Origin of the sequence: Lacticaseibacillus parakribbianus (genome assembly GCF_025490915.1) — a bacterium.
Classification (GTDB): Bacteria; Bacillota; Bacilli; order Lactobacillales; family Lactobacillaceae; genus Lacticaseibacillus; species Lacticaseibacillus parakribbianus.
In genome coordinates this window covers 50,285-66,333 of record NZ_JANQBA010000005.1, presented here as the reverse complement: position 1 = coordinate 66,333, position 16,049 = coordinate 50,285, and the positions used below count along the sequence as shown (strand labels likewise).

The window sequence follows — 16,049 nt, the reverse complement described above, 5'->3', positions numbered from 1 at the left end:
CAAAAGCACCCCGGACCCGGCAGTCAGCTGCTGGTGTTCGGGGTGCTTTTGACGTGATTGAGGCGCTGACGCAGGTGCCACCGGGAAGTCGCGCGACCTGCGCCACCGGGAGAACGGCCCAGGCCAGCGGGAAGCGGCGGCCTGGCCCGGCGCCTGGTGCTTACAGCGTCGTCAAGCGGTCGATCTCGGCCAGCTCGTCTGCGGTGAAGGCCAGGTGGTCCAGCGCCTGCAGGTTGTCTTGCAGGTGCGTCGTGCTGGTGGTGCCGATCAGCACCGAGGCGACGATTGGGTCGCGCAAAAGCCACGCCAGGGCCATCTGGGCCAGCGTCTGGCCGCGGCCTTGGGCCAGGTCATTGAGCTGGTTGAGGCGTTGCACCACCGCCGCCTTGCCGTTGGCGAAGGTCTGCTGGTTGGTCGGGTGAATCTTGAAGGTGTCCGGAATGCCCGCGAGGTAGCGGTCGGACAAAAGGCCTTCCGACAGCGGCCCGTAAGCGACCAGGCCGGCGCCCGCGCGGCGCAGCGTGTCGAGCAGCCCCGAGGTCTCGACGTCGCGGTTGAACAGGTTGTAGCTCATCTGGTCGACCACGAACGGGGTGCCGAGCGCCGTGAAGCGGTCGATCGCCTCTTGGGCCTGCGGGGTGTCGAAGTTCGACACCCCGATGTACAAGGCTTTGCCGGCTTTGACCACGTCGTCCAAGGCGCGAACCGTCTCGGCGACCGGCACCGTGGTGTCGAAGCGGTGGGCGTAAAGCAGGTCGACGTAATCCAGATTCAGGCGGCCCAGCGAGTCGTCGATGCCCTGCAGAATCGCCTTGCGACTGGTGCCGGTGCCGAACGGGCCGGGGTGAATCTCGTAGCCGATTTTGGTCGCGATCACCAGCTCGTCGCGGTACGGCCGCAAGTCGCTCGCCAGCACCTGGCCGAGCAGCGCCTCGCTGGAGCCAAAGTCGCCGTCGCCGTAGTGGTTGGCCACGTCGAAGTGAAACACCCCGCGGTCGAACGCGGCCAAAATCACATCGCGCCGTGCCGCATACGGGTCGGCGGAGCCGTAATGCTGCCACAGCCCCAGGGCGATCGGCGGCAGTACCAGGCCACTTTTGCCCAGCGGCCGCGGGGTCACGTTGTCGTATCTCGTGTCATTCGCTTTGTACATTGAACTCATCCTTTCCGGGCCGCTTCGGCCCAGCTAAGCGTCTCACGCTTGGCCTGCGCTTGCAACTTTAAGCCCACTCAGGCGAAAAAGTGGTTCAAAAACTGCGCGACGCCGTCCTCCTTGTTGCTGACGGTTTGGTACCGCGCCGCCGCCTTGACCGCCGGCACCGCGTTGCCCATCGCGACGCTGATGCCGGCGGCCTGAAGCATCCCCAGGTCGTTGAGGCCGTCGCCGAACGCGATGGTGCGAGCCGGGGGAATGCCCGTTTTGGCCTGCAGCTCGGCGATCGCATTGGCCTTGTCGACCTGGTGGGGAATCAGCTCCAGGTTGGTCGGGTCGCTGGCCGACACCGCAAGCGCCGGCTCGCGCTTCAGCTTGGCGGCGACGGCGGCCAGGCCGACCGGATCGTCCAGCGAAAAAACAATCGCGTTGGCGATGGCGCCGGCGCGTTGGCCAAGCGCCGCCGCTTCGAGCTGCTCGACCCCGACTTGGGCGCTGGCCGGCGCGAAGTGCGTCAGCATGTCCTGAATGGCCTGGGCCGGCGGCGTGGTGTAGTACACCATGTCGTCCGTGAAGTACAAGGCGGCCAGGTCGTGTGCCGCACAGGCAGCCTCGATCGCGGTGATCGCCGGCTCGCCCAGCAGGTGATGCACCCGCGAGCCGCCGAAATCATAGACGGCGCCGTTGGCCGCGATAATCTCCGCCCCGGGGCCGATTTGCGCCGCCATCAAAGCTGCTAAATTATACATGCGCCCGGTGGCCAGGTAAAACAGGTGGCCGGCCGCCAAAAGCCGGTTGACCGCGGCCTTGGTGCCAGCCGATATCGTCGCGGCGTCGTAGGCCAGGGTGCCGTCAACGTCGCTGACAATCAGGTATAGGTTGTCCATCGTGTGCCTCCTTTTCTTGCTTCCTTTAGCCTACCACTCACGCCCCGGTTTGGGCACGTTGAGTTTCGGTGCCAGGGCAACGAAAAGCGAGCGACTCGCACGGCGTCAATCTGGGGGCGGCGAGCTGCGCTGAGCCACACGAGAATGTCCAGCTCCGCTCTGGGTCGTCGAGCTCCGCTGAGCAACGCCGGAGCGACTAGCTTGGGTCGGCCACTGGACCAAGCCCAGGCCCAATGCCCAACCCCACGCTACTCGTCCGGCTAAACCCGCTCGGCTCCGCTCTGGGTCGTCGAGCTCCGCGGGGCATCGGCGACGCGGCCTGCTAGGGCCGGTGCCTGAGGCCAAGTTCGGCCTCAAACCCCAGCCCCACGCTAGCCGCTCGCCTAACCGCCCCGCTCCGCTCTGGGACAAAAAAACGCCCCGCACCGCGAGGCGTAAAGCGTTAGCGTCCTTGGGCCACCGCGGCAATTTCGCGGTCGAACCAGGTCTGCCACGGAATGTCGGGAATGCCGTTCGCGTTGAAGGTGGACTTCAGGACCTTCAGCAGCGCAATGAAGTTATCGCTGCGGTTTTGAACCAGGCCCTGCAACTTCTCATCGTGAAGAAAGTTCACGTTATCAACCAGCCACTGATTGATATCCGCGATGTGGCCACTGGTATCGATCTGCGCGAACAGGTCGAGTCCCTCGTGCTGGTACTTATCCAAGTAAAATTTGGCGAACGATTCCACCGCTGCATGCTGTGCTTCGGGGGTCAATTCGCTGATGGTCAACGTTCCATCTGCCATTGTCGACAGCCATCCTTTCGTGTATAAGGTTCATCCCTAGCATATTCCAGTGCCCGGCTGTTGGCAAATCCTAACGAAACGTTAAGAAAAGCGATAAATCACTTGATTTATCCAATCGCTTGTTATACTATGCTCCCTATCAATTGAAGACCCATTGAGTCGTGAAAGGAAATGATTCTGTTGAAGAAGGAAGACATCCACCTCGGCGACACCTTAACCGTGAAGGTGAAGGAGGACATGGAGCGTCCATTCACCGGCACCGTTCAGAAGGTCTACGAGAACTCGGCGCTTTTGATCATCACCGACTACGAATCCGCCGACAAGCAAAACGCCGCGGAGCTGAACTTCAAAATCGTGATCAACTTTAAGGCGATTGTGAAGAACCTGGGCGGCGGCCGCCCGAACCCAGAACCGGCCGAAGCGGAAGAGCACTAGCCAGCCGCTGCCGCCTGGCGCATTAATCTAGACATGAAATACGGCCCGAGGCGCTTTTGCCCCGGGCCGTTCGTGTCTTCAGGCGTCGCAGTGGCGAGCCAGGCCTAGGCCGACCACTAGGCCGATGGCGGCCGGAACGCACCAGCCGAGCCCGACCGCCGAACCCGGCAGATGCGCCGCCAGGGCCAGCAGTTGGCCGACCCAGCCGCCTTGCCAGGCCGCCGGCAGCGCGTTGAGCCCGTCCAGCAGGGCCGGCCCCGCCGTCGCCAGCGTCACCGTGCCGAACAGCCAGCGCGACTCGCCGAGCCACGGACTCGCCAGCGCCAAGGCAATCAGCACGATGGCCAGCGGGTACAGCGCCATCAAGGCCGGGGTGGAAACCGCCAGCAGCCGGTCGAGCCCGACGTTGGCGAACACCAGCGGCACCACGGTCGCCACGCCGATCAAAAGCGGGTAAGGCAGCCGCGGGAACAGCGCCTTGAAGGTGTCACCGAACGCCGTGATCAGGCCGATCGCCGTTTTGAGGCAGGCGAGCACCACGATGATGGCCAACAGCACGTTGCCGAAGTCGCCGAAGTAGGCATGGGCGACGTTGGCCAGAATCGGACCACCGTTGGTCGCGCGACCAAAACGGCCCAGGGCGTTTTTGCCCAGCAGCGCCAGCAGCACGTACACCACGCCCATCAAGGTCGCGGCCAGCACCCCGGCGCGAATCGTGGCGCCGGCCACCGCCTTGGGCGCGGTCACGCCCAGGCCGCGAATCGCGTCGACCACGATGATGCCAAAGGCCAGGGCCGCCAGCGCGTCCATCGTCGCGTAGCCATCGGTGAAGCCGGTGGTCAAGGGCTGGCCCTGGTAGCCGGCGACCGCGGCCCCGCCACCGCCCAGCGGCCTGAACACCGCGGCGGCCAACAGCACCCCAAGCGTCACCAGGAAGGCCGGCGTCAGGAACTTCCCAACGTAGGTCATGATCTGGCTCGGCCGCCGGGCGAACCACCAGGCCGTCCCGAAGAACAGCACCGAATAGGCGGCCAACGCCCAGTGCGTTGATCCCGGCGCGACGAACCGCACCAATCCGACCTCATACGAGATCGACGCGAGCCGCGGCAGCGCGAACGCCGGGCCGATGCACAGGTACAAGGCGATGGTGAACACATACGCGTAAGGACGCCCGACCTTGGCGGCCAGCTCGAACACCCCGGCGCTGCCGGTCATCCCGATGGCCGCGACCCCGAGCAGCGGCAGGCCGACCCCGGAGGCCAGGAAACCGACCATCGCCCAGGGCAGGTTCGCCCCCGCCTGCTGCCCGACGAACACGGGGAAAATCAGGTTGCCGGCCCCAAAGAACAGGCCGAACAGCATCGCCCCGATTACCCACAGCTGCCGCGGCGTCGGCTTCGCGCTACTCATGCCGCGGTCCCGCGGCCGAACCCGCTTCGCCGGTGTGGCGAGCGGTCGCACCGGTCGCCGCGGCACCGCGCCGCCCCGCCGCCACCAGGCTCAAGTCGTCGAAGGCGCCGACGCTGAAGCGCGAGCCATCCCAGGCCACCCGGGTCACGCTGCAGTTGTGCAGCATCTCCTGGCCGTGGGTGTCAAAGCCCAAAAGCGCCAGCCACATCAAAACCACCGTGCCGTGGGCGACCACCAGCAGGTTTGGGCCCGGGGCCTGACCCACGATATCGCGCATCGCGGCGTCGAAGCGCCGCTGCACCATCGCGTTGTCCTCCGCCCCGTTGGCCCCGGCGTTGGCGGCGTAGGTCGCGTCGGCAATCTGCGCCAGGCTCAGCCGGTGGTCCAACAAGGCCTGGGTGAAGTCCGGCAGCCCGAAGACCGCCTGGGCAAAATCATTGGTCAACTGCCCCTCGAACTTGCCGTAATTCTCCTCCCGCAGCCCGGTGTGAAGCGTCAGTGCCAGGCGCGACTGCCCCGCGGCGTCCAGCGCATGCCGCGCGGTGTCGGCGGCGCGGGTCAGGTCACTGGCCCAGGCCGCAGCGAAGTGAACCCCGGCCTGGGCCAGGCCGCGGCCCAAGGCGTCGGCATCGGCCACGCCTTGGGCGGTCAGCGCGGAGTTGGCCATCCCCTGAACCCGGTCTTGCCGGTTGTACTCGGTTTGGCCATGCCGCACCAGCCAGATTTCTGTCATCAGTCATTATCCTTTCCAAACTTGCGCGAGCTACAGGTGCAGGTACCGCACCAGGAAGTTGGCGACGCCTTGGTGGTCGTTGTCCGTCGGCGTGACGGCGTCGGCCGCCGCTAGAATCTCCGGCCGCGCGTTTTGCATCGCGACGCCGACGCCGGCGTATTGAATCATGTCCAGGTCGTTCAAGTCGTCGCCGAACGCGACAATGTCTTGCTGGGCGATGCCGTAAGCACCGGCAACGTAGGCCAGGGCCCGGGACTTCGACGCGTTGCCGGCGGTCACCTCAAGGGCGGTGTTCTCGCCGCTCCAGGCCCCCCAGGTCTTGGCGGTCAGCTGCGGGAACCGCGCGGCCACCGCCGCGGTCAAGGGCGTCAGGTCGCGGTCATCGATGAACATGGTGACCGAGATCGGCGCCTGGGTCAGCCCCGCCGCGTCCAACAGCGCGGTTGGGTGCGGCAGGTCGGGCAAGAACGGCACGTTGACGTAGCCGTGATCGGCCCGCAGTAAGCGCTTGCCCTCCGCCACCATCACCTTGATGTCAAATTCGGCCTTGAGCTCCCGCAGCGCAAGCGCCGTGGCGATCGGCATGGTCACCGCGCGTTCGGCGGCCCAGTCGCGGTGCGGCACGTGAATCAAGGCGCCGTTGAAGTTGATCATCGGCCCGGTCAGCCCGAGTTGGTCGTAGAGGTCCTCCGAAATCGCGTCGGGGCGACCGGTGGCGATCACCACCAGGTGGCCGGCGGCGGTCGCCGCCTGCAGCGTCTGGATGGTCGGGGCGGCCAGGCGACCGGCGCGGTCCAGCGTGGTGCCGTCGAGGTCCAAGGCAATCAGTTTGCGTGGCATGGCGAGACTTCCCTTCAATATGGCTTGGCCTCAATTTTAGCAGATAATCCCCGATTTGCCCAAACCCGTGTCAGCAAGTACACTGATAGAGTTACGGGAGGTAAACATGGCAGAAATTCAACTTTACACCGACGGCGGCAACCGCAACACCGGCAACGTCGCCGGCGGCTCCGTGCGGCCCACCGACAAAAGCGCCTGGGCCGCGCTGCTCATCTACGGCGAGCACCAGAAGATGCTGACCGGCGGCGAGTTCGGTCGCACCAACAATTACATGGAGATCACCGCCGTCATCGAGGGCCTGACCGCGCTCAAACGCACGGACCTGCCGGTGACCGTCTACTCCGACTCCGCCTATGTCATCAACACGATGACCCAAAAGTGGTACGTCAAATGGCGCCAAAACGGCTGGCAAAAGGGCAGCAAGCCGGTGATCAACGCGGAGCGGTGGCAAAAGCTCCTCGCCCAGGTCGCCCGCTTCGACGACCTAACCTTCCAAAAGGTCAAGGGTCACGCGACCAACCAGCACAACAACGAGGTCGACGCGGCGCTGAACAAGACGATGGACCACCTGACGCGGTGAAGCGGCAAGCCGCAAACCCGCACCGCCACAGCGTCACCCGCGGCTCGCGGTGGCCGTCTGCACCACCGCGACTCGCGCCGGCGACTGATTGAATCGGTCGCCGGCTTTTTGTGGCGATTAAAGCTGGCCATCGTCGGGTGAGGGGCAGCGCTCGCTCACGCGAACACCGGGTGGCGCGACGGCCCGGATTGGTCGCTGCGACTCATTCCCCAAACAGGCAGGCCTTGCCGTACTCGCGGCGCAAGAAGGCCTTGATCACCGTCAGCATGTGGGCGACCGACGGTGATTTTTGCGTGGTCGGGTTCATCACCAGGCACAGCGTCCGGGCGAAGGGCTGCGACAGCGGGTAGACGTTGACGTCCCCGGTCAGCTTGGTCAGGGCCAGCCGCGGCAAAATGCCCCAGCCCAGGCCGGATTCGACCATCGACAGAATCGACTGGTCGTCGATCGAGTAGTTCAGCGAGTTGGTCGAGACGTGGTAGCGGTCCAGCGCCGCCTTGGTATCGCGGTCGTAGTCGCCGCGCTGCAGGATGAAGGTGTGGCCGTCCATGTCGGCGCCGGTCATGTCACGCCCGTTGGCCGGCGTGAAGGTGGTCGGCGTCAGGCAGTAGATCGGATCCTCGATTAAGGGCGTCACCACCAGGCTGTCGTCGGCCGGCAGCAGCGAGAAGCCGATGTCGATGGCGCCGGTTCGCACCTGGGCGACGATGTCGTTGAAGCTGCCTTGCATCACGCTGACGTCGACGTCGGGGTACTGGCGCTTGAAGTCCAAAATGATCGGCGCCAGCCAGTTGGTCGATACCGACGAGAAGGCGCCGAGCCGCACCCGCCCGGTGTTGAGACCGTTGATGTTGTCGGCAATCTGGGTCAGCTGGTCCTCGAGGTTCAGGATCGACTGCACCGTCGGCAAAATGGCGGCCCCGTCCGGCGTCAGCTCGACGCCGGTGCGGTTTCTGATGAACAGCGGAAACCCCAGCGCCGACTCCAGCTGGCTGACGCTGTGGCTGACGGCGCTGGGTGTGACGTTGAGCTTGTTGGCCGCCTGAATGAAGGTCCCCTGCTCGACCACGGCGCGAAAAACCTCGTAACTGAAATTGCTCATGTTGGCTCCCTTCCGGCGGCGTGGTTGTTTTAGATGAATCACGTTCACTCACCGCTGAACAAGTTGAAGTTTACTTCATCATAGGAGCGGGTTACGATAAAGTCAATCAATAGAAACGGAGTGAGCGGCATGAAATTGGCAGCGAGACTTGAGGCTTATCAGACCAACGGCTTGGACGGTGTTTTGGCCGCCAAGGACGCGCAGACCATCGCCTTTGCCGGCGGGTACCCCGACCCGGCGCTTTTCCCCCAGGCCGCACTGGCGGCCGCCTGGGCCCAAAGCGCCAGCGAGAAGACCCTGCAATACGCCGGGCCGACCGGCGACTTGGCGCTGCGCCGCCAGCTGGCCCAGCGCATGGGCCAGGACGCGGTGGCCTGCACCGCAGCCGACCTAATGCTCACGCAAGGGGCCCAGCAGGCGCTGGACCTGATGGCCAAGCTGCTGCTGGACCCCGGTGACGGCCTGGTGGTCGAGGGGCCGACCTACATCGGGGCCCTGTCGGCCTTTGACGCCTACCAGCCGACCTACTACGAGGTACCGGTGCAGCGAGACGGGATGGACCTGACCGCCTTGCAGCAGGTGCTCGCCACCCGCAAGGTCAAAATGATCTACACCGTGCCCGACTTCCAGAACCCGACCGGCACCGTGATGTCGTTGGCCAAGCGCCGCGCCTTGGTCGCCTTGGCCAACCGCTACGACGTCGTGATTCTGGAGGACGCGCCGTACCGCCAGCTGCGCTACCGCGGCGTTCAGCTGCCGCCGATCAAGGCCTTCGACACCGAGGACCGCGTGGTGTTCGTCTCGAGCTTCTCCAAAATCCTGGCGCCGAGCCTGCGCCTGGGCTGGCTGGTCGCCGGCCCGAGCCTGATGGCGCCGCTGCGGGCCCTCAAAGGCGGCTGTGACCTGGAGACCAGCGGCCTAACCACCGCGGCGGTCGCCGCCTACCTGCAGCGCAACGACCTGGACCGCCACATCGCCCGGCTGAAGGAAGTGTACAGCGCCAAAATGGCCCGGATGCATACGGACCTGGCGGCGGCGCTACCTTCCGGCTTCACCCTGACCCACCCGGAAGGCGGCTTCTTCCTGTGGCTGACCGCGCCGCAAGGCTTCGACATGCTAGCCTTCGCCCAGGGGCCGCTGCGCGACGCGAACGTGACGGTGGTGCCGGGCAGCGGCCTGAGCCCCTTCGGCCACTTCCAAAACGCGGCGCGGCTGAGCTTCACCGGCGCCAGTCTCGCCGAAATCGACCGCGGCTGCCGGCGCCTCTGTGCCGCCTTGACCGCGGCCGGCCGCCCGGCGCAGGTCGTCGCGCGGTAGCGCCTGCAACTCCGTGCCAGCTCCCCGTGGCTACCGCGTCGTGCAATCCCGTGCCAGCTTCCCGTGGCTACCGCGCCGTGCGGTCCCGCACCCGGACCCGTACCGCCCGTCAGCCGTATGTGCCCGACCGCGACCCTCACCCGCAGGCGCCGCGGCCGGGCTTTTTTTGGCGCGACGTGTCCAGTTGTATTTCGCGATGCATTGGCTTACGCTGTGAGTCAAAAGGAGGCGTGTACCATGCAAGAAGAAACCGATCCGCTGCTGCGCCAGATCAAGGCGCTGGCCCGAGGCCTCGGGGCCATGCTCGGGGCCAGCGGCGGCGAGCCGAGCCACGAGGTCGTGTTCCCCCAAGCGGACGCGCGGCGGCTGCCTTACCAGGCCGAGCTTGCGGCGGCAATTGCTGCCGGCGACCTGCACGGCGCCACCCGCGACCTGTTTGCCCGGCGCTACGCGGTGCCGGAGGCGCAGTTCATCGCGCTTGGCACCTGGTTTTTCACCCGGCTCAACGCCCTGGACGACGACGCCTTGGCCAACGCCGAATACCGCCGCGAGGACATCGCCGCCGGCCTGGCGCAGCTAACGCGCATCCAGGCGGGGGAGGCGTGACATGACCCGCGACTTAACCGCCATTCAACGCGACCTTACCCGCTACGTCACGATCAACACCCGCTCCGACGCTGCCTTGGCCGACCGCGTCCCCTCGACGCCGGGCCAAACCGTGCTGGCCAAGCAGCTGGTCCAAGAGCTTCAAGCCCTCGGCCTCACCGACGCGACGCTGAACCCGGCCGATGGCTTCGTCACCGCCACGCTGCCCGGCACCGCCCCCGGCCCAGTCATCGGCTGGATCGCCCACCTGGACACCGCCGACTTTGCCGCCGAACACGTCCGGCCCCAGTACCACCCCGACTACCAAGGCGAGCCGATCCACTGGGCCAACGGGCTGAGCCTGACTGTGGCCGAGTTCCCGGCGCTGCAGCGCTTCTTTGGCCAGACGCTGGTCACCACCGACGGCACCACGCTGCTCGGCGCCGACGACAAGGCCGGCATCGCCGGGGCGATGGCCGCACTTCGCGAGCTGCTGGCCCATCCCGAAATCCCGCACGGCCCGATTCGCCTGGCCTTTGGTCCCGACGAGGAAATCGGCGTCGGTGCCGACCGCCTCGCTGTCACGGCCTTCGGCGCCGCCTTCGCCTACACCCTGGACAACGGCGAGCTCGGCCAGATTGAAGACGAGACCTTCAACGCGGCCGAGGCGACGGTCACCATCCGCGGTCGCGCCGTTCACCCGGGCGACGCCAAGGGCCTTTTGGTCAACGCGATCACCCTGGGCGAACGGCTGGACGCGGCGCTGCCGGCGGCCGAGCGACCGGAAAACGTGGCCGGTCACGACGGTTTTTTCATGCTCGACCAATTCCGCGGCGGGGTCGCTTCAACCACGTTGACCTACATCCTCCGCGACTTCACGACGGCGGGATTCGCCAGGCGCAAGGCCCAGCTGCGCCGGGCCGTCGCCGCCCTGAACGCGACGCTTGACGAACCACGGCTGAGCCTAACGCTACACGACCAGTACCAAAACCCCAAGCCCGTCTTAGACCTTGACCCCACGCCGCTCAGGCTGGCCGAGGCCGCGATTCGCCGGGCGGGGCTGACCCCGCACTACGCCCCCTTTCGCGGCGGCACCGACGGCAGCAAGCTGACCGCCGCGGGGCTTGCGACCCCCAACCTCTTCAACGGCGGCCTGAACTTCCACGGGCCTTACGAATGCGTGTCGCTGGAGGCGATTGCCAAGCTGGCCGAGGTCCTGGTCAACATCGCGCGGCTGAGCCCGACGCTGGCGTGAACCGCGCCGCGGCTTGACCCAATCCCAAAAATCGGCTTGCCCAATTGGACAAGCCGATTTTAATTGCGGCCGAACCGGCGCCGCTTTTGACGCCTAGGCCAGGGCCTTGGCCTCGCGACGCTGGGCCCAGAGGTTGATCACCAAGGCGATCAGCATCAGGGCCAGCGCCAGCAGCATGATGCGGTGCAGCCCGTTGTGCAAAATGTCGCGCATCTGCGGCAACAGCCGCGCCGGCAGGCTCTTGACGCTTGCGGCATCCGACAGCTTGTTGAGCATCGCCATCGTGATGGTGCCGTGCGACCGCCGGACGCCGGCGAACAGCTCCTGGTTCATCAGCAGGCCGAAAATCGCGGTGGTGAAGGTCTGGCTGAGCATCCGAATCAGGAAGGAGAAGGACGTGGCCACCGGCATGTCGGCCGCGTCAACGTCTTGTTGCACCTTGACCTGCAGCTCGTTGAAACAGCCCCCGTTGCCAAAACCTTCCAGCGCCCCGGCGACCAGCAGCACCCAGTACGGCGCCTTGACACCGGCGAATACCAGCACCACGAAAGCCAACGTCAGCGGCACGATGTTGAGCGTCAGCACCTGGTGCGGCGAGAAGCGCCGCCTCAGCGCCGGCACCGCCTCGGAGCCGATGATATCCGTGACCGAGCTGGGAATCTGGGTCGCCCCGCCGATCAGGGCGGTGGTGCCGAGCAGCGCCTGGGCCCACATCGGGCTGTAGGTCAAAAAGCCCATGAACGCCCCCCAGATGATGGTGAACAGCACAAAGTCGACCACCAGCGGCCCGTTGCGAAACAGCCGCCCCGGCACGATCGGGTCGGCGGCCGCTCGCTCCACCTTAATCAAGGCGGCGAAGCTGGCCGCGGCGACGGCCAGCGGCAGCAGGATCAGCCACGGGCTGGTCAAGCCGACCAGCTCCAGGGCCCCGAGCAGGCTGACCAGCCCGATCACCATCAGGCCGGCGCCGAGGTAGTCCGTTTTGGCGCGGCTGGGGGTCACGGTTTCGTGGGTGTAAAAGACCTGCACCAGAATCGCCGACAAAAGCCCGATCGGCACGTTGATGTAAAACACCCAGTGCCAGGTGAAGAGGTCGACAATCGCGCCGCCGACCAAGGGCCCGATGATGGTCGCCGTCGAGTAGAACGCGCTGACCAGCCCCAGCACCTGCATGCGCTTGCGCGGGTTCTCGTAGAGCTTGGCGTAGATGATGTAAGGCAGGCTGATCATGCCGCCGTTGCCGATGCCGGCGATCGCCCGGGCGAGGATCAAAAACAGCATGTTCGGGGCCAGCCCCTGCAAGAAGCTGCCGACCACGAAGAACGCCGCGGCCAGCTGGTAGGCCTTTTTGTTGCCGACCCGCTCGCCCAGCTTGCTCCACACCAAGGTCGACACCGCGGTGCCGAGCAGGAAAATGGCGACGATCCACGCCATCCACTTGAGCCCGTGCAGGTCGGCGATGATGGCCGGCAGCGCCGTGGTGACGATGGTGCCGTCCAGGCCGCTCATGGCGTTGGACAACAGCAGCGCGATGGTGACAATCAGGGTGTTGCGTTTGGACAAGATGCTCGCTTCTCTCTGCGTGAAAATTTGACGTACCTATCCATTCAACACCTGTCGGTCGCCGGACGCAAGCCGCCACGCCAAAAACGCCCGGCGCAACCGCAATTGGTTGCGCCGGGCGCGGCAAAGCCACCGAGGGGTGAGCCCCCGGCGGCCGCGTTCTGATTCGGTTACGTGACTGGCTTCGTCTAACCAAAGTGGTGCAATTGCGCCCAGCGGTTCCGGTCATCCGCGCGGCTAACTCGTCTGGGAGTCGCGGTGGCCGGCCTGCAGCCGGTGGGGTGGTGCGGCGTCCCTGGTCTTCCCCTAAGTATGGTCCCGGGGTTGCACGAAAACTCTCGAGTTGAAAGCCGTGTGACGATACACTGCGGCATGGCATGGGTGGGGGCCGTCGCCTTGGTGCGAACCGCTGGCGCAGTCCCGCGCGGTGGATACTGCGGCAGCCAAGGCCTTGGCCGCCTCCCCGCACAAGAACAATCATTCGAGTGTAGCTTAACACCAGACCAATTTTCCGTCAAGCAATTTGCCTCGCGCGTTGGAACCGCGTCAGGCGACCCGTCTTCCTCACAGGAACTTGCTGCCTTCCCGCGTCGCCAGGCGGCTCAGCGTGTGATTTGCCAGGAAGTCTCGCACCCACTGCGGGTCGGTTTTGCTGTACTGGCGCAGGGCCCAACCAATCGCCTTTTGGATGAAGAACTCGTCCGTCTGCCGGTCGTACACAATCGCCGCCGTCAGCAGGTCCCGGTCGGTGTTAGCCTTTTCCATCAGTTGCAGCGTGATGGCGATGCGCCGCTCCCACATGGCCGGGCGTTCGGCGAACATCCCGTACAGCGGGTTGCGCCAGTCCTGGTGCCGGGCCAAGGCGGCGCCGTAGACCCCGCGCCACGCATCGACCGTGTCCCACCAAGGTTTTTCGGTCACCAGCGGCCTCAGCGCCAGCAGGTCGGCCAGGCTCAGCCGCGGCGCGACGGCCAGCGCCAGGTCGACCGCGACGTACTGGTACTCCCGCTCCGGTCGGGCGTAGAGCTCCCGCACCCGCGTCAAAACGGTCGGCACCGGCCGCGTCTTGGCGGCCTGAAGCCACGGCCGGCTCTGAGCTCGCCGGGCCACGCTTTGCACCCCCAGAAACGGGAACTGGTTTTTCATGTAGGCCGCCATCTGCGGCGCCTTGACCGGGTCGCCGACAAGCGTCATCACCGCGCGTTGCTCACTCATCGTCAACCACCACTGCCACCACCGGCGTGGTCAGCCGCGTCGTGACGGCGCCTTCCCCCAGCGGCTCCAGGATCAGCACCGCCGGCCGGCCAATCTGCGCCTTGATGCCGGCCAAAAGCAGCCAGTCGTCGTCTCGCCGCAGCGCCGCGTTGGCGTTGTGCCGCCGCACCCGCCGCCTCCCGCTTGGCAAAATCTCGATCTCATACTCACTGCCGGAGGCCGTCAGCAGCCGGTAGTGCCCGGCCGGGGTGCGGTCGCTCAGCCCGGCTTGAGCGGGGTTGGTGCCGAAATCTTCCGTCGTCATGTGTTCCTCCAATCGTCTGGGCTGGTCACCGGGCTACCCGTCCCGCTAATCCCGCCGACCTGCGCTATGGTTTCGTCGAGCTCCGCTGCGCAACGCCGGAACGATTAGCTCGGGTCGGACACCGGGCCAAGTTCAGGCCCAATGCCCAACCCAACGCTAATCGTCCGGCTAAAATCGCGCCGCTGCGCTCTGGTTACGTCGAGCTCCAGACCGCAGCGCGGTCTTACGCCCTGGTTACTTTTTCCGCCGCTTCCTCAGCACCTCGGCCAGGGCCGCGATGTCCTTGGCCGAGGTCGTCGTGTCGTTCAGGCGCAGGTTCGGGAAGCTCTTGAGGATGCGCCGCTGGACGTAGCTCAGGCGAGGCAGCTTGGCCCGGGCCGCCGCGTCCTTTCGGTACTGCTCAAGCCACGGGTACTCCTGCTCCAGCCGGTCGCCGGCCGCCGCCGCGGCCGCAGCCAGCGCCTTTTTTTGCCCCTCGATGGCGTCGCCGATGCGCTTGGTCGCCGCGCCGAACGCCAGCATGTTGGCGAGCGTGAAGCCCAGGTCGAACATGAACAGCGCGATCAACAGGAAGCTGGCGAACATGCCGTACGTCGTGTCGACGCGGCCGACCACCTGCGAGACCAGCGGGTGAACGTACTTGACGATCACGACCATCCCCAGCCCCCAAAAGGCCGAGATTGGCAAGGCGACGCGGCCGTTGAGGTTCAGCGGCACGTTACTGTAATCCCACCACCGCGCGTGAAACAGCGCCTCCATCAGCCAGCTGGTCACGTACTCGATGATGGTGATCACGACCGCCGACAGCAGGTACAGCGCGACGATGTTGTTTTGAAACGGGGCGATGGCGGCTAAGACGGCGGTCATCGCGAAGCCGTAAACCGGAATCCACGGGCCGTTCAGGAAGCCGGAGTTCACCCAGCGGCGTTTTTGCACACTGACGAACCCGCTTTCCCAGACCCAGCCGACGAAGGCGTAGGCGAAAAAGTACAGGATCCAGCTTGAGAAGGCTTGCTCGAGTCCGAGCAGCTGTGGTGAGTGCATGTGTGTCCTCCTTACGCGCGTTGCAGCAGTGCGGTCAGCAGATAGTAGGCGCCGCTCAGGCCGATGAACACGTAGACCAGCCGGCTGATGGCGGCGACGTCCAGCCGCACCACAATGCGATTGGCGATCAGCGTCCCGAGCAGGCCGCCGACCAGCCCCAGCGCCACCAGCCGCAGATCCCCCAGGTGAAGCACCCCGCCGGCGAAGCGAATCGTGGTCACGTAGAGCGTGTCGAGCATGAAGAAGGTCTGAATCGACGCGAGGTACGCCTCCTTGGAGTCGGCCAGGGTCAGGAAGTACAGCGCCATCAGCGGTCCCCCGATGCCGAACAGCCCGTTGAAAAAGCCCGACACCACCATGAACACCAGCGTCACCCAGGTTGCGAAGCGGTGCGTCCCGGCTTCGCGGCTGAGCGTAAAGTAGGTCGCAATCGCGATCAAAAGCGCCCCGAGCAGCGCCTTGAGCGTCGGCACCGGCAGCCTAGTCCCCAGATGCACCGACCAGGTCGCCACCGCCGAGTAAATCAGGAACGGCACCGGCAGCCGCCGCCACTTCAGCGCATGCCGGTAGCGCCAGACCATCATCAGGTTGGCCACCACCATCGTCAGCGTCGAGACCCCCGCGCTGCGCCCAATCGGCAGCAGGGCCGGCAGAAAAATCATCATCATGATGCCGGAGCCAAACCCCGTGACCCCTTGCACCAGCCCGGCCAGCGTCCCCGCCCCGAGCATCACCCATATCCAACTCATGGCCCCATCCCATCCGGCTCTCGCCTGTTGCCTCCATTGTAGCAAACTTCGGCGCCGGATGCGGTTTCACTTGCCTGACCGTAATCGCAC

The 16,049-nt window shown here is 65.6% G+C and carries 17 protein-coding genes; 5 read left to right on the top strand and 12 right to left on the bottom strand.

All coding sequences use genetic code 11. From position 1 onward, the window contains the following. Positions 1-160: 160 nt before the first annotated feature. The 3 genes from NUH19_RS05915 to NUH19_RS05905 form a co-directional block, all read right to left on the bottom strand. A complete protein-coding gene (locus NUH19_RS05915) occupies positions 161-1,153 on the bottom strand; it encodes an aldo/keto reductase (protein WP_262315632.1) in 993 nt (330 codons plus the stop codon). A gap of 77 nt (positions 1,154-1,230) precedes the next feature. After that, a complete protein-coding gene (locus NUH19_RS05910; protein WP_262315631.1) occupies positions 1,231-2,040 on the bottom strand; it encodes a Cof-type HAD-IIB family hydrolase in 810 nt (269 codons plus the stop codon). 442 nt (positions 2,041-2,482) lie between these two features. Further along, positions 2,483-2,827 carry a hypothetical protein gene (locus NUH19_RS05905; protein WP_262315630.1) on the bottom strand — a complete coding sequence of 115 codons (345 nt, stop codon included), beginning with the start codon at positions 2,825-2,827 and terminating at the stop codon, positions 2,483-2,485. A 180-nt stretch (positions 2,828-3,007) separates the two neighbouring features. Between NUH19_RS05905 and NUH19_RS05900 the strand changes: the two genes are divergently transcribed. Further along, positions 3,008-3,262 carry a DUF2187 domain-containing protein gene (locus NUH19_RS05900; protein ID WP_262315739.1) on the top strand — a complete coding sequence of 85 codons (255 nt, stop codon included), beginning with the start codon at positions 3,008-3,010 and terminating at the stop codon, positions 3,260-3,262. A gap of 78 nt (positions 3,263-3,340) precedes the next feature. On the opposite strand, the gene brnQ is transcribed toward NUH19_RS05900, so the two are convergent. Genes brnQ through NUH19_RS05885 form a run of 3 tightly spaced genes read right to left on the bottom strand, consistent with a single transcriptional unit; the run spans position 3,341 to position 6,245 of the window. Then, complete coding sequence (gene brnQ / locus NUH19_RS05895) at positions 3,341-4,672, bottom strand: branched-chain amino acid transport system II carrier protein (RefSeq protein ID WP_262315629.1); 1,332 nt, start codon at positions 4,670-4,672, stop codon at positions 3,341-3,343. Continuing rightward, a complete protein-coding gene (locus NUH19_RS05890) occupies positions 4,665-5,405 on the bottom strand; it encodes a histidine phosphatase family protein (RefSeq protein WP_262315628.1) in 741 nt (246 codons plus the stop codon). The genes brnQ and NUH19_RS05890 overlap by 8 nt, the downstream gene beginning before the upstream one ends. A gap of 30 nt (positions 5,406-5,435) precedes the next feature. Further along, positions 5,436-6,245, bottom strand: coding sequence for a Cof-type HAD-IIB family hydrolase (locus NUH19_RS05885; protein ID WP_262315627.1), 810 nt, complete (start codon positions 6,243-6,245; stop codon positions 5,436-5,438). A gap of 106 nt (positions 6,246-6,351) precedes the next feature. Between NUH19_RS05885 and NUH19_RS05880 the strand changes: the two genes are divergently transcribed. Continuing rightward, positions 6,352-6,825 carry a ribonuclease H family protein gene (locus tag NUH19_RS05880; RefSeq protein WP_262315626.1) on the top strand — a complete coding sequence of 158 codons (474 nt, stop codon included), beginning with the start codon at positions 6,352-6,354 and terminating at the stop codon, positions 6,823-6,825. 202 nt (positions 6,826-7,027) lie between these two features. On the opposite strand, the gene NUH19_RS05875 is transcribed toward NUH19_RS05880, so the two are convergent. Next, a complete protein-coding gene (locus tag NUH19_RS05875) occupies positions 7,028-7,927 on the bottom strand; it encodes a LysR family transcriptional regulator (RefSeq protein WP_262315625.1) in 900 nt (299 codons plus the stop codon). A 129-nt stretch (positions 7,928-8,056) separates the two neighbouring features. On the opposite strand from NUH19_RS05875, the gene NUH19_RS05870 reads away from it, so the two are divergent. The 3 genes from NUH19_RS05870 (at position 8,057) to pepT (ending at position 11,084) form a co-directional block, all read left to right on the top strand. Next, positions 8,057-9,244, top strand: a complete 1,188-nt coding sequence (locus tag NUH19_RS05870) for an aminotransferase-like domain-containing protein (protein ID WP_262315624.1) — start codon at positions 8,057-8,059, stop codon at positions 9,242-9,244. A gap of 237 nt (positions 9,245-9,481) precedes the next feature. After that, positions 9,482-9,850, top strand: a complete 369-nt coding sequence (locus NUH19_RS05865) for a DUF6483 family protein (protein WP_262315623.1) — start codon at positions 9,482-9,484, stop codon at positions 9,848-9,850. A 1-nt stretch (position 9,851) separates the two neighbouring features. Beyond that, on the top strand, positions 9,852-11,084 hold the full coding sequence (gene pepT / locus NUH19_RS05860) for a peptidase T (RefSeq protein WP_262315622.1): 1,233 nt from the start codon (positions 9,852-9,854) through the stop codon (positions 11,082-11,084). A 93-nt stretch (positions 11,085-11,177) separates the two neighbouring features. Here pepT and NUH19_RS05855 read toward each other — a convergent pair whose 3' ends face one another. The 5 genes from NUH19_RS05855 to NUH19_RS05835 form a co-directional block, all read right to left on the bottom strand. After that, positions 11,178-12,647 (bottom strand): MFS transporter, encoded by a 1,470-nt coding sequence (locus NUH19_RS05855; protein WP_262315621.1) that lies wholly within the window; start codon positions 12,645-12,647, stop codon positions 11,178-11,180. 564 nt (positions 12,648-13,211) lie between these two features. After that, complete coding sequence (locus tag NUH19_RS05850) at positions 13,212-13,862, bottom strand: DNA alkylation repair protein (RefSeq protein ID WP_262315620.1); 651 nt, start codon at positions 13,860-13,862, stop codon at positions 13,212-13,214. Continuing rightward, complete coding sequence (locus NUH19_RS05845) at positions 13,855-14,166, bottom strand: hypothetical protein (RefSeq protein ID WP_262315619.1); 312 nt, start codon at positions 14,164-14,166, stop codon at positions 13,855-13,857. Before NUH19_RS05845 ends, NUH19_RS05850 begins: the two co-directional genes overlap by 8 nt. 234 nt (positions 14,167-14,400) lie before the next feature. Further along, complete coding sequence (locus NUH19_RS05840; RefSeq protein ID WP_262315618.1) at positions 14,401-15,210, bottom strand: putative ABC transporter permease; 810 nt, start codon at positions 15,208-15,210, stop codon at positions 14,401-14,403. 11 nt (positions 15,211-15,221) lie between these two features. Then, positions 15,222-15,959 (bottom strand): sulfite exporter TauE/SafE family protein, encoded by a 738-nt coding sequence (locus NUH19_RS05835; protein WP_262315617.1) that lies wholly within the window; start codon positions 15,957-15,959, stop codon positions 15,222-15,224. Positions 15,960-16,049: the final 90 nt, after the last annotated feature.